This window comes from Wenzhouxiangella sp. XN79A, assembly GCF_012272825.1.
GTDB lineage: Bacteria > Pseudomonadota > Gammaproteobacteria > Xanthomonadales > Wenzhouxiangellaceae.
In genome coordinates this window covers 1-18,690 of the sequence record NZ_JAAWWS010000136.1, presented here as the reverse complement: position 1 = coordinate 18,690, position 18,690 = coordinate 1, and the positions used below count along the sequence as shown (strand labels likewise).

Annotated in this window: 14 protein-coding genes; 9 read left to right on the top strand and 5 right to left on the bottom strand. The window is 66.7% G+C overall.

Annotation, left to right across the window (positions count from 1 at the left end; genetic code table 11):
• Nucleotides 1-1,992, bottom strand: coding sequence for an SDR family oxidoreductase (locus HFP89_RS04290; RefSeq protein ID WP_168716408.1), 1,992 nt, complete (start codon nt 1,990-1,992; stop codon nt 1-3).
• Between the two features lie 417 nt (nt 1,993-2,409).
• Here HFP89_RS04290 and HFP89_RS04285 point away from each other — a divergent pair, with 417 nt between their 5' ends.
• Both HFP89_RS04285 and HFP89_RS04280 read left to right on the top strand, forming a co-directional pair.
• The gene (locus tag HFP89_RS04285) at nt 2,410-2,667 is read left to right on the top strand and encodes an acyl-CoA-binding protein (RefSeq protein WP_168716407.1); all 258 of its coding nucleotides are present in this window, start codon (nt 2,410-2,412) and stop codon (nt 2,665-2,667) included.
• Between the two features lie 11 nt (nt 2,668-2,678).
• Nucleotides 2,679-3,308 carry a TetR/AcrR family transcriptional regulator gene (locus tag HFP89_RS04280; protein ID WP_168716406.1) on the top strand — a complete coding sequence of 210 codons (630 nt, stop codon included), beginning with the start codon at nt 2,679-2,681 and terminating at the stop codon, nt 3,306-3,308.
• Nucleotides 3,309-3,432: 124 nt separating this feature from the next.
• Here HFP89_RS04280 and HFP89_RS04275 read toward each other — a convergent pair whose 3' ends face one another.
• Entirely contained in the window at nt 3,433-4,008 is a 576-nt protein-coding gene (locus tag HFP89_RS04275; protein ID WP_168716405.1) for a phasin family protein, read from the bottom strand.
• Nucleotides 4,009-4,410: 402 nt separating this feature from the next.
• Between HFP89_RS04275 and HFP89_RS04270 the strand changes: the two genes are divergently transcribed.
• Nucleotides 4,411-5,187, top strand: coding sequence for a hypothetical protein (locus tag HFP89_RS04270; RefSeq protein ID WP_168716404.1), 777 nt, complete (start codon nt 4,411-4,413; stop codon nt 5,185-5,187).
• A gap of 79 nt (nt 5,188-5,266) precedes the next feature.
• On the opposite strand, the gene HFP89_RS04265 is transcribed toward HFP89_RS04270, so the two are convergent.
• The 3 genes from HFP89_RS04265 to HFP89_RS04255 form a co-directional block, all read right to left on the bottom strand.
• Complete coding sequence (locus tag HFP89_RS04265) at nt 5,267-6,742, bottom strand: wax ester/triacylglycerol synthase family O-acyltransferase (protein ID WP_206212222.1); 1,476 nt, start codon at nt 6,740-6,742, stop codon at nt 5,267-5,269.
• 341 nt (nt 6,743-7,083) lie between these two features.
• The gene (locus tag HFP89_RS04260; RefSeq protein WP_168716403.1) at nt 7,084-9,948 is read right to left on the bottom strand and encodes a penicillin acylase family protein; all 2,865 of its coding nucleotides are present in this window, start codon (nt 9,946-9,948) and stop codon (nt 7,084-7,086) included.
• A 109-nt stretch (nt 9,949-10,057) separates the two neighbouring features.
• Nucleotides 10,058-10,915, bottom strand: a complete 858-nt coding sequence (locus HFP89_RS04255) for a tryptophan 2,3-dioxygenase family protein (protein WP_168716402.1) — start codon at nt 10,913-10,915, stop codon at nt 10,058-10,060.
• A 163-nt stretch (nt 10,916-11,078) separates the two neighbouring features.
• Between HFP89_RS04255 and pdhA the strand changes: the two genes are divergently transcribed.
• The 6 genes from pdhA to HFP89_RS04225 all read left to right on the top strand — a co-directional run bounded on the left by pdhA (nt 11,079) and on the right by HFP89_RS04225 (nt 18,099).
• Nucleotides 11,079-12,179, top strand: coding sequence for a pyruvate dehydrogenase (acetyl-transferring) E1 component subunit alpha (gene pdhA / locus HFP89_RS04250; RefSeq protein WP_168716401.1), 1,101 nt, complete (start codon nt 11,079-11,081; stop codon nt 12,177-12,179).
• Complete coding sequence (locus HFP89_RS04245; RefSeq protein WP_168716400.1) at nt 12,179-13,159, top strand: alpha-ketoacid dehydrogenase subunit beta; 981 nt, start codon at nt 12,179-12,181, stop codon at nt 13,157-13,159. The genes pdhA and HFP89_RS04245 overlap by 1 nt, the downstream gene beginning before the upstream one ends.
• The gene (locus HFP89_RS04240) at nt 13,156-14,445 is read left to right on the top strand and encodes a dihydrolipoamide acetyltransferase family protein (protein WP_168716399.1); all 1,290 of its coding nucleotides are present in this window, start codon (nt 13,156-13,158) and stop codon (nt 14,443-14,445) included. Before HFP89_RS04245 ends, HFP89_RS04240 begins: the two co-directional genes overlap by 4 nt.
• A 108-nt stretch (nt 14,446-14,553) precedes the next feature.
• The gene (locus HFP89_RS04235; protein WP_168716398.1) at nt 14,554-15,909 is read left to right on the top strand and encodes a UDP-glucose/GDP-mannose dehydrogenase family protein; all 1,356 of its coding nucleotides are present in this window, start codon (nt 14,554-14,556) and stop codon (nt 15,907-15,909) included.
• Between the two features lie 141 nt (nt 15,910-16,050).
• Nucleotides 16,051-17,058 carry a CsgG/HfaB family protein gene (locus tag HFP89_RS04230; protein WP_168716397.1) on the top strand — a complete coding sequence of 336 codons (1,008 nt, stop codon included), beginning with the start codon at nt 16,051-16,053 and terminating at the stop codon, nt 17,056-17,058.
• Between the two features lie 36 nt (nt 17,059-17,094).
• The gene (locus HFP89_RS04225) at nt 17,095-18,099 is read left to right on the top strand and encodes a CsgG/HfaB family protein (protein ID WP_168716396.1); all 1,005 of its coding nucleotides are present in this window, start codon (nt 17,095-17,097) and stop codon (nt 18,097-18,099) included.
• Nucleotides 18,100-18,690: the final 591 nt, after the last annotated feature.

Here is an 18,690-nt window from a genome sequence, read left to right as displayed (position 1 = left end):
CTACCAGTGAATGCCGCGCATCAGGTGCGCGAAGGCCATCTGTTCCTGGGTCACGCTGCGCTCGTCCTTGCCGGGGCGCTCGCCGCGCGCGGCTGCCGAATCCGGGAACATCCGGTAGGCCGAGTTCATCACGATCTCGGAAATCTTCGGCGCCACGCCGTGCAGGACCTGGCCGAAGATGCCGAGCCGGGTCGCGATGCGCTGCGGGCGATAGATGACCGCCTGCTTGACCATGTCGGCGGCGTCCTCCGGCGTGATCGTCGGCACCGAGTCGTAGATCTTGGTCGGCGCGATCATCGGTGTGCGCACCAGCGGCATGTTGATCGTGGTGAACGCCACGCCGGTATCGTTGAACTCCGAAGCCGCGCAGCGCGAGAACGCATCCAGCGCGGCTTTCGAGGCGACATAGGCCGAGAACCGCGGCGCGTTGGTCAGCACCCCGATCGAGGAGATGTTGATGATGTGGCCGCTGCGGCGCTGTTCCATCGCCGGCAACAGGCCGAGGATCATCTTCAGCGCGCCGAAATAGTTCAGCGACATGCAGCGCTCGAAGTCATGGAACCGGTCGTAGGACAGGTTGATCGAGCGGCGGATCGAACGCCCGGCATTGTTGACCAGCACGTCCACGGCACCGTGGTCCTTGACGACCCGGGTGCACAGTTTCTCGGCGGCCTCGACGTCGGCCAGGTCGCAGGTGTAGGCCGAGGCCTTGCCGCCGTTCTTCTCGATCAGCGTCTTGACCTCCAGCAGTTCGCTCTCCTTGCGCGCGACCAGGATCACGTGCGCGCCGGCCTCGCCCATCATCAGCGCCGTGGCCTTGCCGATGCCCGACGAGGCGCCGGTGACCAGCACCACCCGACCACGGACGTGGCCGCTCAGCGAGCGATCGATGAACAGGTCCGGATCGAGGTGGCGCTCCCAGTAGTCCCACAGCACCCAGGCGTAGTCCTCCAGCCGCGGCACCTCGATGCCCGAGCCCTTCAGCGCGCGATCGGTCTCGCGGGTATCGAAGCTGGTCGGATAGTTGAAGAAGTTCAATACGTCCCGCGGAATGCCGAGGTCGCCGAGCACCTGGTTGATGATCCTGCGCACCGGCGGCAGCATGCCGACGCCCTGTTTGATCGGCTGCGGAATGAAGCTGAACAGCCGGGCATCGACGCGCATCGACATCAGCGGTGCGTGGGCCGCCTCGGCGAACAGGTTCATCACCTCGCCGATCCGCTTCGGGTTCGGGTCGGTCAGGTGGAAGCAGGTGTTGTCGAGCTTCGGCTTGTGCGCGATGTGATCCATTGCCCTGGCCACGAAGTCGACCGGGACCAGGTTGACCCGGCCACCCTCCAGCCCGAGCGTCGGAACCCAGGGCGGCAGCATCTTGCGCAGTTTCTGGATCAACTTGAAGAAATAGTACGGCCCGTCGATCTTGTCGATTTCCCCGGTCTCGGAATGACCGACCACCATCCCCGGCCGATAGATCCGCCACGGAATCGGGCACTCGCGCCGGACCAGGCCTTCGGAGTCGTGCTTGGTCCGGAAATACGGATGATCGAGATTGCCGGCCTCTTCGAACATGTCCTCGCGGAACAGGCCCTGGTACAGGCCGGCCGCGGCGATCGAGGAGGTGTGGTGGAAGCACTTTGCCCCGACCGCCTCGGCGAACTGCATCGCGTTGCGGGTGCCGTCGATATTGACCGCCTCCTGGTCCTCGCTGCTGGCCGACAGGTCGTAGACCGCGGCGAGATGGAAGACGTGCTTGATCTTGCCCCCGAGCTTCTCGCGATCGCCCTTCGACACGCCGAGGAAGGGCCTGGTCAGATCGCCGCTGACGGCGACGACGCGTTTCCTGTCGTCGCTCCAACGCTCGGCCACCAGCGCGTTGAATTTCTTTTTCGATCCGCGACGGACCAGGACGTGGACCGTGCCGCGTCGTTTCAGCAGCTGGTCGATCAGGTTGCGCCCGATGAAGCCGGTGCCCCCGGTGACGAAATAGGCCATGCAAGTTCTCCTGTACGGTCGGTTTCCCTCTCGGGACGCTCTGGACAAGTCTACGCGGACTCGACGAATTCCCCGGGCGCTCCCGCGACGCGCCGGCGACCCACGCGGACGTGTTCGTCCGAACGCGAGAGACCGGGTGCACGCTGCAGCTCGGATCCCGATTCGCCGGTCCGACCGGCAGCGCGCTGTTCGAGACACGCACCGTAGCCGATCCGTCGCACGCAGTGCGCCCTTCGGAGCCAGCAGTCGCGAGCGCCGACCGCAACGGGCTCGACCCGGGACTCGTTCCGAGCTTCGCTGGCCGTAGGATAGCCGGTGAGCCGCCCGTCTGGCCAGCATTCGGCCAGGGAACGTTGACCCACGACCACGCGCATGCTAGAAGAAACCAACTGAGCGAATGCCTGCGAGGAATACCACGTGACTGATCTGAAGGCCGAATTCGAAGCCGCGGCGGAGCGTGTACAGGCGCTCGACGAGCGCCCCGACAACGACACCCTCCTGAAACTGTACGCCCTCTACAAACAGGGCTCGGACGGGGACGTCAGCGGAGACAAGCCCGGATTCTTCGATTTCGTCGGCGTCGCCAAGTACGAAGCCTGGGAGAAGCTCCAGGGCACCGATCCGGACGACGCCAAGAAACAGTACATCGCGCTGGTCGACTCGCTGACCGGCTGACTCCGGCCATCGTGACGCGCCGCAACACCCGGGAGCGGATTCTCGAAACCGCGCTGGAGCTGTTCAACCACGACGGCGAAGCCTCGACCACGACGAATGCGATCGCCGACACGCTGGACATCAGCCCGGGCAACCTGCACTACCACTTCCGGACCAAGCAGCTGCTGGTCGAGGCGCTGTTCGAGCGCTTCGAGCACCGCATGCTGGAGCTGCTCGGCGACGGGGCGCCCGACCGGATCGAGGTCGACGACGCGTGGCTGTTCCTGCACCTGGTGTTCGAGACCATCGGCGAGTTCCGCTTCGTGTACCGCGACCTGACCGACCTGTGCCATCGATACACCGGCCTGCACCGCCGCATGCGCGGCATCCTGCGACTGTCGATGCAGACCGCTGACCTGATGTTCGGCGCACTGGTCCGCAATGAAGAGATGGTCATCGACGACGAGGCCCGGAGGACACTGGTCCGGACCATGATCCTGGTCTCGAGTTACTGGGTGGCGTTCGACCTGGTGCTCGAGCCGGACCGGGAACCCCGTCCAGATCGCGCCGCCTGGCAGGTCATGAGCCTGGTCAGCCCCTACCTGGCCGGCGATGCAAGGGACGCCTTCGAACGCCTGGGACAGGCCTATCGTTCGGGCTGAGCGGCCGCAGACCCGGCCGGACCGGGCATAAAAAAACCCGGGCCGAAGCCCGGGTAAACAAGCAGGATCGGAGAGAACTCCGGCTGCTTCGGGGTAGACTCGATGGTCAGGAACGAAGCAAGGCTCAGGCCTCCTTGGTCGCGGCCTTCTTCTTGGTCGGCGGCTTGGCCGCCGCGGCCTTTTCAGCGCCCTGCGCCTTGGCCAGTTCGCGAACGCGAACGTTCAGCTCCTGCACGCGGTCGCTCAGTTCCTGAATTTCGTCGGAGGTCGGGACGCCGAGCTTGGCCAGGGCGCGTGCAACGCGCTCTTCGAAGACCTTCTCCAGCTTGTCCCAGTTGGTCCGGGCCTGTTCACGCGCCTTGCCGACGCGGCCTTCGACATCCGAGCGGACACCGCCGACGGCATCGCCCGCCATCTTGCGGCCCTTGCCTTCGAGCTTGCGGCCTTCGGACACCAGACGCTCGAACAGCTTCGAGCTTTCGCTGATGACCTGGCCGGTGCGCTCGTTGACGAGCTTGCCGCCCTTGCGGACCAGGTTGACGCCTTCTTCCTGGGCCAGCGAGAACGCACCCAGACCGGCCAACCAGATTTCGTGCGCGTTGTCCTGGACCTTGTTGAAGGACGAACTCGGCTTGCGAGCGGCCGTCTTGCGGACGACCTTCTTCTTCGCGACCTTCTTCTTTGCGGCTTTCTTCGCCATGTCGAACACCTCGAAAATGATGTGGAATCAGTTGCAGCCTTGCTGCTTTGACCAAGACGGTAGACCCGATTTCTAGAGCAGTCACACTAGAAGACCGCACTGGACGACCGGATGCGCGGCACGCCGCGGGTCATGACACCTGCCTCGAGGCGTGTTGCCACGATCGCCCCGGGCAGGGTCCCGGCTTCCGACCCGGCGGGCGCACGCCCACGGCGATGATGGTGACGGTCGCGGTCGAACCGGCACCCGGCGCCTGCAGGGCTCGGCCTGCACGAAATCGGCATTCGCCCGGACAGAAGGCCGTGATCGACCACGCGGCCCACTCGACGACTGGCCGGGCGCGACGCGAACGGGCAGAATACGAAACGTAGCGACCGAATCCGCAAGACAGGAGCAGCCTCGATGGACACGCGAAAATGGGCCGAGATCGATCTGGACACCACCGGGTTCGCCTACCCCGGCGCCGCGCTGAAGAAGGCCTGGACGGCCCTGCATGCCGGTGACCTCGAGCCCTGGCCCGAGGACAAGGCGCTCGCCGACGGATGGCGCGCGTTTCACGCCGGCGACTTCGCCGCGGCCGTCGACGCCGGCGAGGCGGCCGGCAACGCCGGCCACGCGCTGGCCAGCAAGGCATCGGGCATCTACGCCGACTACCTGGAAGAGGACGAGGCGATCAAGCAGGCGATCTACCAGGCCGGAATCGAACGCGCCGAGCACGCCATCGCGGCCTTTCCCGACGAGCCGAACGCGCACTATTTCCACGCCTATCACCTGGGCCGCTACAGCCAGTGCATCTCGGTGGCCAGGGCGTTGAGCCAGGGCCTGGGCGGGCGGATCCAGAAATCGCTCGACCGCGCCCTGGAACTGGCTCCCGAGCATGCCGAGGCCCACACCGCGAAGGGGCTCTACCACGCCGAGATCATCGCCAAGGTCGGCAAGCTGGTCGGTTCGATGACCTACGGCGCCAGCGCCGAACGGGCCATCGAGCACTTCGAGGAAGCCATCCGCCTGGCCGATTCGCCGATCGCATGGATCGAGTACGGCAACGGCCTGTACCTGCTCTACGGCGACAAGAAGCTGGATGAATCGAACGAGGCCTACGCCAGGGCCGCCGAGAAGACGCCGATCGACGCCATGCAGGCGCTGGATGTCCGCTTCGCGAACGATTCGATGGGTTGAGAGGGACGCGGGGCGGGCAAGGGGTCGGCACACTTGAACGCCGAGGTCGCTACGGCACCCGCTCCTCGCCCCCTGGCCTTCAGTCCCCGATCTCGTCCAGCCAGGCCTGGACCTGGTTCTCGACGTCCTGCGGGCTGCGGTCGGCGCCGGGGCCGAGCATCATGACCAGCGCGAGCAGGTTCTCGAATTCGTGGCCGAAGCGCTCGACGATGCGCTCGGGATCGGGCACAAGCCGGTTGTCGGTGATGACGCCGCAGAACACCTGATCGTTGTAGCTCAGAATACTGATGCCCATGCCGATGGACTCGCTCTGCGGCACCCAGAACATCATCTGCCCGATCTCCGAACCGGCCAGATACAGCGACTCGCTCGGCCCGGGCACGTTGGTCAGCACCGTGGTGGCCTTGCGCGCGAACAGCTCGAGGGCGGCCTTCTGGATCTTCAACGGCGCCATGCCGACCGTGGCCAGCAGGCCCAGTGACACGGTCGCCTGTTTGGATTTCTTCAGGTGATGCATGTTCTCGGCCACCCGGAAGATGCGCGACAGCGGGTTCGCCTCCCAGATCGGCAGGTCGAGGAAGACGGTGCCGAAGTGGTTGCCGAGGTCCTTGGCATGCTCCAGCGGCCGCAGGTTCACCGGGATCGTCGCGCGGATTTCGAGTTCCGAGGGGTCCTCGCCGTAGTCGACCAGGTAGCGGTGCAGCGCGCCGGTCATGATGCCGATCAGCACGTCGTTGACGGTGCAGCCCAACGCGTGGCTGACCGCCTTGACTTCGGCCAGCGGCAGCGGCGAGGTCCAGGCCACCTTCTTGCGGATGCCGAGCTTGCCCTTGAACCGCGACGGTGGATCGTCGTGGAGCAGCAGCAGCGTCGCCAGCTCCGACAGGATCTCCGACCCGGCTTCGGCGTAGTCGGTGGCCTGCGACGGATCGCGGATCAGCGACGAGGCCTCCTCGACCAGTTTCTGCCCGAGGTGCTGCACCGCGTCGATGCCTTCTCGGGCAGGCTCGATCAAGCGCTTGAACACGTTCGACTCGCGCGCGCGGTGACGTTTCCACTGGTCGGGCTCGATCAGCTTCAGCGAGCGGACACGATCGGCGTCGGTCAACGAGAGCATCACCTGGACCAGCGCGATGCCGTCGGCGTAGCAGTGGTGGATGCGCGTGATCAGCGCCGGCCCTTCGGCGTAGTTCTCGACGTAGTGGAACTGCCACAGCGGCCGGTACTGGTCCAGCGGCGTGGAAGCCAGCTCCGAGACGAACTCCTCCAGCTCTTCCCGGCCGGCGTTTCCGGGCAACGCGATCCTGCGGACGTGCGAGCTCAGCTCGAAGTCTTCGTCCTCTTCCCAGAATGCTCCGCGCGAGGTCTGCACCGCCTTGTGGCGGAACCGGGGAAAGGCCAGGAACCGCGAGCGGATGGTGTCCTTGAGCTGGTCGTAGTCCACCGAATCGCGGAAGACGATCACGCCGGTGATCATCATCAGATTGGTCGGCTGTTCCATACGCAGCCAGGCGGTATCGACCTTGGCGATCGGATGGCGGGTCGGTGAACTCACGGGGGCAGGATCCGGACAGCGAAGCTTGTCCGGATTCTTTCACGCGCCCTGCAAGGGGTCAACCGGGGCGTGGAGGCCAGGCCCCATGGTCCACAGGATCGGGACGGATCAACGCGATTGAAATCCATGAAACGTTGCCCGGGTTCGGTTCGGAGGACACCTGGCGGACTCGATGGCCAGCGACGATCCTTGCACGATCCGGATTGCCCGAGCCGAGCGCCCGCGGTGCTTCCATCCGAGTCCATCCGTGGACGAAGAACGTTTCAGCGCAGGCCCTTGCCCTGAAACGAACGTGCCCGCCGGGGGCGGGCACGTTCGCGAAGCGGGACTTCGAGCCGGAATCAGGGCGAGGTGAAGGTCTCGACCTGGGCGGCGCTGCCGGCGGCGGCGGTTTCGCCGATGTCCAGCGGCAGATAGTCGTGGACCAGCCAGCGCATCAGCTGGTTGGTGTAGAACGGGCTGAGCAGGATGCCGCTGCGGCCGCCCGGGATGATCTCGTCGGCCACCGGACCGGACGGCGTCATCTCGGCGACGACCCGGCGCGCTGCACCGGCGCCGAACATGAACTCGTTCAGGCCGTCGGCGCGGGCGCTGTGACCGGAGGCGTCGACCACGTCGAAACCGCCGCCGCGGGCCACGCCCGGCAGGCCCGGACCGACCTGGCTGAGTCCACCGCCGTTCGGGACGTTGAACGGATCGACGCCCAGCGGGTGGGTGAACACGATCCGATGCAGCAGGCCCCAGCGGTAATCGTCCTGGTCGGTGGAATTGCCGAAGGCCGGCGCGAATTCGTCGCTGGCCAGAAGCTCCAGCGCATCGTTGAGGCTGGCCAGCAGCACCACGTCACGCGCGGTGGTCATGTCCGGCGCCTCCGGCACGTTGAAGAACGGAATGCCCGACGCGCCGATGCCCATGTTGGTCTCGAAGCTCTGCAGCAGGTTCATGAACGCGCGGTTGGCGATCCGGCTGCTCGGCAGTACGTCCTGCAGACCGATCGCGCTCAGCGTGCCGTCGATGGTGTTGGCAATGGCCTGACCACGGAACACCGAGTAGATGGTCGCTGCGATGCTGTGATCGATCTCGGCCTGGTCCGGCGCCTGCATGTTCATCGGGTCATCGCCCGGATCGAAGCCCTGCGGGATGCCCGTCGGGGTCGAGAAGTCCCAGGCCGCGAGACGGCCGACCGCTTCCTGGATGGCCGGGCTGAGCGCGAACTGGGCCAGGCCGGGCCAGGCGCCCTCGTCGGTGGCGTTGTCGAAGGCCTCGAGGATGTAGGGCACGACGATCTCGGCGTCGAGCATCTGGTTGTTGGCCTGCAGCGCCTTGATGTCGTCGACGGTGATCGGGTTGCCCGATGCGATCAGGTCCTGCAGCACGCGGTCGATCCGGCCCTGGCGCAGACCCGGGTATTCGAAGCCCAGGTAATAGATGCCGTTGGCGCCCGGACGCAGCTGGTTCAGGGGGTTGTTGTCCAGCGTGGTGCCGACCGGATCGTTGTTGGCGTTGGCAATGTAGCCGGATTCGGGGTTCACGATCTGCGGCATTTCATCGAACGGCAGCGCGGCGAAGTCGATCCCGCGGGTGACCGGCTCACCGTCGACCGGAAGCCACTCGTGGTTCAGCGCGCCACTGCCGTCGCGGATCAGGAACGGCGGAACGCCGCCATCGACGGTGTTGTTCTGCAGGTCGGCGCGCAGCGGTACCGTGCCGGTGGTGTAGTAGGCGATGTTGCCTTCCACATCGGCGTAGGCGAAGTTCTGGCCGCCGATGGTGAAGTTCTTCAGGCCCGCCTCGAATTCTTCGAGATTCTTGGCCCGCGCCCAGTCGCGGAAGGTGGCCAGCTCGTAGGTCGGCCCCCAGCCGGAGTACTGCACCGAAACGCCGGTGGTGGGGCTGGGCTGCGAGACGATCGGACCGTTGTTGCGGCGCGGTACCAGGAAGGTGATGCCGCCGGCGTCGTAACCGACGTTGGCCCGGGCCAGGTTGTCCGGCTCACCGTCGCCGACGGCGTTGACGAAGTAGGACTGGAAGACGTACTGGACCGGCTCCGGCTCGCCGTTGTAGATCGTGTGGGTCGGCAGGCCGAAGTTGTTGACCAGGAATTCCTCCTGGTAGTAGTCGGTCACGTCGCTGGAATTGACCGTCGAGCCCCAGCAGATGTGGGTATTGCAGCCCTGGATGACCAGCGGGGTGCCGGCGAAGGCCACGCCGCTGACGGCCACGTCTTCACCGCGGATGACCAGGTTTTCCTTGGTGAAGGTCGACGGCATGTCGAGCCCGAGGTGCGGATCGTTGGCCAGGATCGGATAGCCGCTGGCGGTGAGGTCGCCGGAGACCACGAACCAGTTCGAGCCGGCCGGCTCCTCGGCGCGCGCGATCGACTTGCCGAGCACCGGAAGCTGCTGCAGGGCATCGACGTGGGCCTTCAGCGAATCGGCCAGCTGCTCGGCACCGGCCGGGAGGCGGTAGATCATCGGCTCGACGTTCTTCGCATCGCCCATGCCCGCTCCGCCCGGCACCGGGATGATCCCGGCATCGGCGAACCAGGTCGGAATCGAGACCCGATCGTCTTCCGGCGCGATCCGGGCGATGTCCTGGAAGAACAGCGTGGTGCCGTCGAAGCCGGCGAAATCGCCGACGCCCTGGTAGGTCAGCAGCTGCACGGTCAGGTCGGCGTCGCTGGAATCGAACGACAGCTGGAACGCCAGCAGCTTGCCGATGGCCAGCGAATCCAGCGGCGACCAGTCACCGGCCGCGGTCAGCTCGAGCGGGCCGTATTCCGGCGGCAGCGGGTTGTTGGCCAGCCAGGTGTTGACACCGTCGGCGTAGGCCTTGACCCAACCCTTTTCCTCGGCGGTCAGGCCGGCCCAGCTGGCCAGCGCGGCGCGGCGCAGACCCAGCGTGCGCAGCTGGATGTCGTTGGGCAACGCGCCCTGACCGAGCAGCTCGGCCAGCGTGCCCGAGGCGACCCGGCGCAGGAAGTCCATCTGGAAGAAGCGATCCCGGGCGTGCAGATAGCCCTGGACGAAGGTCACGTCGGCTTCGGTCTCGCCGACGATGGTCGGAATGCCGTCGGCATCGGTATAGACGGTGACGTCGTCGCCGAGTCCGGGCACGTCCACGGTCTGGGCGCTGGCCGACATGCTGGCGGCCAGCGCCGCTGCCGGAATCAGCATCCGGTTGAGCAGCGTCTGAATCTTGTTCATGGATCTACCCCGTTGTTCTGATTGAAGGCCGGACGAAAAGCGCCCGACGCCCGTCGATTATTGCACAGCCGCATCGGCCCACCCAACTCGCCGGGGACGCTGCGCCGGGCTACAGCCGGGTGCGGACTTCGATCAGCTCGGGGAAGAAGCGGAGTTTCAGCGCGCGCTCGAGAAACCCGACGCCGCTGGACCCGCCGGTGCCGGTCTTGTGGCCGATGACCCGCTCGACGGTCTTGAGGTGCCGGTAGCGCCAGAGCTGGAACGACTCCTCGACGTCGATCAGGCGCTCGCACAGGGCGTACTCGGTCCACCACCGGGCGGTATCGCGGTAGATACCGACCAGCACCTCGACCAGCTCATCGCTGAACTCGTGCGGCTCGGCGAAGTCGCGCTCGACCCGGTCGGCCGGCACGTCGAGCCCCTGGCGGGCCAGGTAGCGGATGAACGCGTCGTACAGCGACGGCGCGGCGAGCACCGCCTCGAGTTCGTCGCGCACCGCCGGTTGATGGTCGAAGACCCGGACCAGGTCGGCGTTCTTGTTGCCGAGCAGGAATTCCACGGTCCGGTACTGGAACGACTGGAACCCGGACGAGGTCCCCAGCACGCTTCGGAACTGGACATACTCGCTGGGCGTCAGCGTCTCGAGCACGGCCCACTGGTCGAACAGCTGCTGCTGGATCATCTTCACCCGCGCCAGGATCTTGAGGCACGGCGACGGATCATCGGCCTCGAGGTGGCGGATCGCGGCCTTCAGCTCGTGGATGATCAGCTTGAACCACAGCTCGGCGGTCTGGTGCTGGATGATGAACAGCAGCTCGTCGTGGTGCGGCGGATCGCTGAGCGGAACCTGGGCGTCGAGCACACGGTCCAGCGCCAGGTAACCCTGGTAGTCCAGGCGGTCGGCCAGGTCGGTGTGGATGCCCTCTTCCAGCTCGCGCCGGTTGGGTCGCGGGTCGTCGTGAGCCATCGGCTCCCTCGTCGATTCTCGGTCCGGCCGGCAGTGTAACGCCCCCTTTCGACCGCGGGTATAATGCCGGGCTTGCCTCGGCAGGGCTCCACGATGAAGGCGCGGCAAGACGCCCGGGCCCCGGCCGACGAACGAACCCATCCCGTAGACAATGAGGTTTCTCATGGCGGCAACCATCGCCTCGTTCAAGGTCGACTATTTCCGCTTCCTCGATCCCGAGGGACGGCTGGTCGACGGTGTCCAGGTGCCGGCGCTGGCGCGCGACGTCAAGCAGCTGGTCAGCCTGTACAAGCTCATGACCCTGACCCGGGTCTTCGACAAGAAGGCCGTGGCGCTGCAGCGCACCGGCAAGCTCGGCACCTACGCCTCCTGCCTCGGCCACGAAGCCGCCCACGTGGCGATCGGCTCGGCGATGCGCGAGGAAGACTGCTTCGCGCCGATGTACCGTGAGTACGCGGCCCAGTTCTACCGCGGGGTGAAGATGTCGGATGTCCTGATGTACTGGGGCGGCGACGAGCGCGGCAACGACTTCGCCGGGCCGAAACACGACTTCCCCTGGTGCGTGCCGATCGCGACCCAGTGCCTGCACGCCGCCGGCGCGGCGATGGCCTACAAGCTGCACGGCCAACCGCGCGTCGCGGTCTCCGTGGTCGGCGACGGCGGCTCATCGAAGGGCGATTTCCTCGAAGCGATCAACGCCGCCAGTGCCTACAAGCTGCCGCTGGTCCTGGTCATCGTCAACAATCAGTGGGCCATTTCGGTGCCGCGCGACAAGCAGAACAACGCCAGGACGCTGGCCCAGAAGGGCATCGCCGGCGGCCTGCCGTCGGTCCAGGTCGACGGCAACGACCTGATCGCCGCGCGCTGGGCCATGGACAAGGCCATTGCCGCCGCCCGCGAAGGCCGCGGCGCTTCGGTCATCGAAATGATGACCTACCGCCTGTCCGACCACACCACCGCAGACGACGCCCGCCGCTATCGCGAGCAGGACGAAGTCGACACGGCCTGGAAGCACGAACCGCTGCTGCGCCTGCGCAGTTACCTGGTGGACCAGGGCGCCTGGGACCAGGTCAAGGAAGAGGAGCTGCTCGGCGAGTGCGCAGAACGCGTCCAGGGCGCGGTGGACGAATACCTCGACCGGGTGACCAACGACCCGCAGCCGATCGACGCGATGTTCGCCTACATGTTCAAGAATCTTCCCCACCACCTCGAAGAGCAGCGCGAGATCGCGCGGCGCTTCCCGCACAAGGGAGGGCACCACTGATGGCCGAGATCACTCTGGTCGAAGCGGTCACCCTTGCGCTGGCCCACGAAATGGAGCAGGACCCCACCGTTGTCGTCATGGGCGAGGACGTCGGGGTCAACGGCGGCGTGTTCCGCGCGACCGCCGGTCTGAACGCCCGGTTCGGCGATGAGCGCGTGATCGATACGCCGCTGGCCGAAGTCATGATCGCCGGGATGGCCGTCGGCATGGCCGCACAGGGCATGAAGCCGGTCGTCGAGGCCCAGTTCGAGGGCTTCATGTACCCGATGGTCGACCACATCGTCAACCACGCCGCGCGCCTGCGTCACCGCACCCGCGGTCGGATGAGCTGCCCGGCCGTGTTCCGCGCCCCGTGGGGCGGCGGCATCCACGCCCCGGAGCACCATTCCGACAGCAACGAGGCCACCTGGGCGCATTTCCCGGGCGTGCGGACCGTGATCCCGTCGTCGCCGAGCCGCGCCTACGGCCTGCTGCTCGCCGCGATCCGCGACCCGGACCCGGTCGTGTTCCTCGAGCCCAAGCGCATCTACCGCTGGCAGCGCGAGGAGGTCGAGGACAACGGCGAGGAGTTGCCGCTGGACGTCTGCTTCGTGCTGCGCGACGGCACCGACGTCACGCTGGTCACCTGGGGTGCGATGGTCAAGGAGACCATGGAAGCGGCGCTCGAGCTCGAGCAGCAGGGCGTCAGCGCCGAGGTCATCGACGTGGCCACGGTCGCGCCGATCGACATGGAGACGATCCTCGAGTCGGTCGAGAAGACCGGCCGCTGCGTGATCGTCCACGAGGCACCGAAGCACTGCGGTGTCGGTGCAGAGATCGCCGCCGGGTTGGCCGATGCCGGCATCCTGCACCTGGTCGCGCCGGTCAAGCGCGTGACCGGCTACGACACCGTCATGCCGCTGTATCGAAGTGAAATGAACTACATGCCGAGCACGGAGCGGATCGTGCACGCGGCCAAGGAAACGCTGGAGTACGCATGAAGACGTTCAATCTGCCCGACCTCGGCGAAGGCCTGCCGGACGCCGAGATCGTCGAATGGCTCGTCGCCGAGGGTGACGAGGTCAAGGTCGACGACCCCATTGTCTCCATGGAAACCGCCAAGGCGGTGGTCGAAGTGCCCTCCCCCTACACCGGCAAGGTCGCGAAGTTCTACGGCCAGGCCGGCGACGTGATCAAGACCGGCGCCCCGCTGGTCGATTTCGACACCGGCGAGGGCGGCGGCGAAGTTCCGGCCACCGAAGACGTCCCCGCCACCGAAGATGTCCCCGCCACCGAACCGGCGCCCGACGACGCCGGCCAGGCCGACGGCGAGGAACGGGCCGACTCCGGCACCGTGGTCGGCAACGTGACGACCTCCGATGAAGTCGTCCGCCAGAGCCATTCCACCGTCGGCGGCGTCAAGGTCACGCCCGCGGTCCGCGCGCTGGCGCGCAAGCTGAAGGTGAATCTCGCCGACGTCGAACCGACCGGCCCGGACGGCGTGGTCACGTCGAACGACGTGCGCAAGGTCGCCGAAGGCGGCCCGACCCGGGAGACCGCGGCGGCTGCGCCCGCCCCGGCTTCCGCTCCGGCGCCCTCGCCGGCCCCGGCACCGGCCCCGGCACCGGCCTCACCGCCGGCCGCACCCAGCGGCGACTGGGAGCCGGTCCGCGGCACCCGCCGGACCATGGCCCGGGTAATGAGCGAATCGCACAAGCGGGTCGTGCCGACCACGATCATGGACGACGCCGACATCCACGCCTGGCGTCCGGGCGAGGACATCACCGTCCGGCTGCTGCGCTCGCTGTGGGCCGGCGCCCGGGCCGAGCCGGGGTTGAACGCCTGGTACGACGACGAACAGAACGTGCGGATGGTCCACAAGGGCATGCACGTCGGTATGGCCGTCGACACCCCGGACGGCCTGTTCGTGGCCCGACTGCGCGACGTCCACGCCTCGGATCACCAGGGGCTTCGTAGCGAAATCAACCGCTTGCGCGACAATGCAAAGAACCGTTCGATTCCTCCGGAGGACCTGAAGGACTACACGATCATGCTGTCGAACTTCGGCGTGTTCGCCGGACGCTACGCGACACCGATCATCAACCCGCCGTGCGTCGCCATCGTCGCTGCCGGCGTGTTGCGCCACGAAGTGGTCCCGGTGCTCGGCGGCATGGAAGCGCACCGCATGATTCCGCTGTCGCTGACCTTCGACCACCGGGTCTGCACCGGCGGCGAAGCGGCAAGGTTCCTCAAGGCCATGATCGAGGATCTTCAGCGCGCCGATTGATCGAGCGCCGCCGGGCCCGCTCCGCGGGTCCGGCGGCTTCGTGAGCCCGCAACCCGCGGCATCGAGCTTCCGCGGTCGTCGTCACCCTTCGTCGTTCCAGGAGATCCCATGCGCGTCAGCATCTTCGGCACCGGATACGTCGGCCTCGTCACCGGGGCCTGCCTGGCGGAAGTCGGCAACCACGTGGTCTGCATGGACATCGACGCCGACAAGGTCGAGCGCCTCGAACGCGGCGAGATCCCGATCTACGAACCCGGCCTCGAAGCCCTGGTCAAGCGCAATCACGCCGCCGGCCGGCTGGCCTTCACCACCGACGCCGACGCGGCGACCCGCCACGGCGAGGTCGTGTTCATCGCCGTGGGCACCCCGTCCGACGAAGACGGCTCGGCCGATCTCCGCGCCGTGCTGGCCGTGGCCCGCCAGATCGGTCGCGTCCTGACCGAAGAGCAGCTGGTGGTGACCAAGTCGACGGTCCCGGTCGGCACCGCGGCCAGGGTGCGCGAGGCCATCCGCGAGACCACCGGCGACGGCCTGGAACCGCGGGTGGCCTCGAATCCCGAATTCCTCAAGGAAGGTGCGGCGGTCAAGGATTTCATGGCCCCCGACCGGATCATCATCGGCGTGGCCGACGAGCGGTCCGAGCAGCAGCTGCGTCACCTCTACGCGCCGTTCAACCGCAACCACGAGAAGATCATTTCGATGGACATCGCCTCGGCCGAGCTGACCAAGTACGCGGCCAACGCGATGCTGGCGACCAAGATCTCGTTCATGAACGAGCTGGCCAACCTGGCCGAAGAGGTCGGCGCCGATATCGAGCGGGTCCGCAACGGCATCGGCTCCGACCCCCGGATCGGCTATCACTTCATCTACCCCGGCGTCGGCTTCGGCGGCTCCTGCTTCCCGAAGGACATCCGCGCACTGGCCCGCACCGCCAGCGACCACGGCCGCCCGGCCCGCATTCTGGAGGCCGTCGAAGCGGTGAATCGAGACCAGAAACACCGCCTGCACGAAAAGATCGTGAATCGCTTCGGCACTGACCGCGAATCGAGTCCGGGCCAGGCGCTGTCGGGCCGCAGCTTCGCGATCTGGGGCCTGGCCTTCAAGCCGGAGACCGACGACATCCGCGAGGCCCCGGCACGGGTGCTGATCGAAGCGCTGTGGGACGCCGGGGCCAGCGTCCGCGCCCACGACCCGAAGGCGATGGAAGCGATCCGGGCCGCCTACGGCGAACGCGACGACCTGGTGCTGGTCGACGACCCCTACGACGCGATCGACGGCGCCGACGGCCTGGTCGTGGTCACCGAGTGGAAGGCGTTCTGGAGCCCGGATTTCGAGCGCATCAAGGCCGGCCTGATCCATCCGGTCATCTTCGACGGACGCAACATCTACGATCCGTCCGAGCTGGCCGCGATGGGGTTCGAACACCACGCGATCGGTCGACCGATCCGCGCGGCGATCGGCTGAACGGGTCCGCCCCGCCGGCGCCACCGTCGACGCCCGAGCATGGCTGTTTTCCACGCGGGTTTGCGTATACAGGTTGCATGAGGTCGCGATGAGCGGCTATAACCAATCGCATTCCTACATTCGAACCTTTCGGGAGCTCACATGAAACACTGGATTTCCAGCCTGATCATCGGCCTGGCCCTCACCGCCATGCTCGGCGAAGCCTTTGCGCAGGCCGGGACCACCGTGCGCGTTCGGGATGGCTCCAACCGCAGCATTGCCGAGGCCCAGGCCGACGCCTACAACGGCCCGAAGGCGCGCATCGCGGTGGCCCGGTTCGACAACAAGACCGCCGACTCCCAGGACTGGTACAGCCCGTCGATCGGCGACGGCATGGCCGACATGCTGACCACCGCACTGGTCAATTCCGGCCGCTACATCGTGCTGGAGCGCGAAAGCCTGGACACCGTACTGACCGAGCAGGATCTCGGCGCTTCGGGCCGCATCCGTTCCGACACCGCTGCCGCGATCGGCGAAATCGAAGGGGCCGAACTGCTCATCGTCGCCGCGGTCACCGAATTCGACGGCAACTCCGGGGGCACCTCCGGCAGCCTCGGCGGCAACCGGCTCGGCCGCGCTTTCGGTGCGATCGCCGGCGGTTCGCGCTCGGCCCATATGGCCATCGATCTGCGCGTGGTCGATGCGACCACCAGCCGGGTGCTGGCCGCAACCAGCGTCGAGGGCGAGGCCAAGGACTTCAACCTCGGCGGCGCGCTGGGCGGCTACACCGGCAGCTATGCCCTCGGCGGGTCGCTGTCGGGCTGGAAGAACACGCCCCGCGAGAAGGCGCTGCGCCAGGTCATCGAGGCGGCCGTCGATTACGTGATTTCGGTCACCCCGCCGCAGATGCTGCGCTACGACGCCAGCGGCCGCTCCCACTCGGGCGGCGGTGCTGCTCCGGCTGCCTCCAGCGGCGGCGACCGCGTCGTGATCACGGCCACGTCCGCCGATGCACACCAGGGCCCGAACGCGTCGAGCGCGGTGGCGTTCTCGCTGAGCTCCGGCGCCGTGGTCGAGGCGGCGATCCGGGCCGGCGACTGGATCCAGGTCCGCGACGACCAGGGTCGCACCGGTTGGGTCCAGGCCGGAGACACGCTCGACGTCCAGTAGAGGCATTCCGCGAAACCAACAGAGAACACAACGACCATGAAGACCTTCATCCGAACCGCGGCGGCAGGCGCGCTGGCCGCCCTGCTGCTGACCGGCTGCCCGACCACCGGGACCACGACCAACGTCCGCGACAGCTCCGGACGCAGCATGGCCGATGTCCAGGCCGAGCCGTACAACGGACCGAGAGCCCGCATCGCCGTGGCCCGGTTCGAGAACAAGACCGCCGATTCACAGAACTGGTACAGCCCGTCGATCGGCGACGGCATGGCCGACATGCTGACCACCGCGCTGGTCAACTCGGGCCGATTCATCGTGCTGGAACGCGACGCATTGGACTCGGTGCTCGATGAGCAGGATCTCGGCGCGTCCGGTCGGATCCGCTCCGATACCGCCGCGGCGATCGGCGAGATCGAGGGCGCCGAGCTACTGATCGTGGCCGCCGTGACCGAATTCGCGGCCGATTCCGGCGGCACCCAGGGTCGGATCGGAGGCGGCGATGTCGGCCGCGTCCTCGGCGCACTGGCCGGCGGGTCCCGCTCGGCCCACATGGCCATCGACCTGCGTGTGATCGATGCGACGACCAGCCGCGTTCTGGCCGCGACCAGCGTCGAAGGCGAAGCCCGCGACTTCAACCTCGGTGGCGCACTGGCCGGATACACCGGCAGCTACGCGCTCGGTGGCTCGTTGTCGTCATGGAAGAACACGCCACGCGAAAAGGCCCTGCGCCAGGTCATCGGCGCCGCGGTCGACTACGTGATCTCGGTGACGCCGGAATCGATGATGCGCTACGACGCAACCGGCAATGCATTTTCAACCGGCGGCGGCAAAGCCGCAGCAACAACCACCGGAGAGCGGGTCGTCATCACCGCCACCTCGCTGAACGTCCGCCAGGGCCCCGGCACCACGAACCCGGTGGTGTTCTCGCTGGCCTCCGGAGACATCGTCGACGTGTTGGGCCGCAACAGCGGCTGGATCAACGTCCGCACATCGGATGGCCAGGAAGGCTGGGTGTCGGAGCAGTTCACACTCGAAGTGCAATAGGTCCCGGTTCGACCGGCCGACCACGGAAAGCCCGACTTCGTGTCGGGCTTTCTTGTTGTGGCTGTGGGGGTGGTCGGATTGCTGTGTGTATCGGGGGATGGTTGTTCCTGGCTTCGATCGGCGGAAAGCCCCTCGGTGGGCGGGTGTCTTGCTGCTGGTGTTCCGCTCGCCTTTCGGTTGTTGCTTCCCGGGGCTGCAAGCGTTTCGCCACGCGGGTTTTGCCCGCTTTCCGGCGACGCGCTTCTGTCGATGGCCACAAACGTACCCGAAGGGGGTTTTTTCAAGCGCGCGACCTGTCGGAGTTTGCCCTCCGGTGACGGTCGTGGCGCGAAGAATCGCGCAGTGCCGTGGAGTGGGAAGGGCTTGCCGGGTACAGAGGTTTCTGAACGCTTGGCGAAGCCGGATGGTTGGTTGCGGCTTGGTTCGGTGAACGGCCCTTCGGTGGGCGGATATCTTGCGTTCGGTGATTTGCGCGCCTTTCGGTTGTTGCTTCCCGGGGCTACAAGCGTTTCGCCACGCGGGCTTCGCCCGCTTTCTGGCGAGGTACTTTTGTCAATCGCCACAAAAGTACCCAAAAGGGCTTTTTTACAA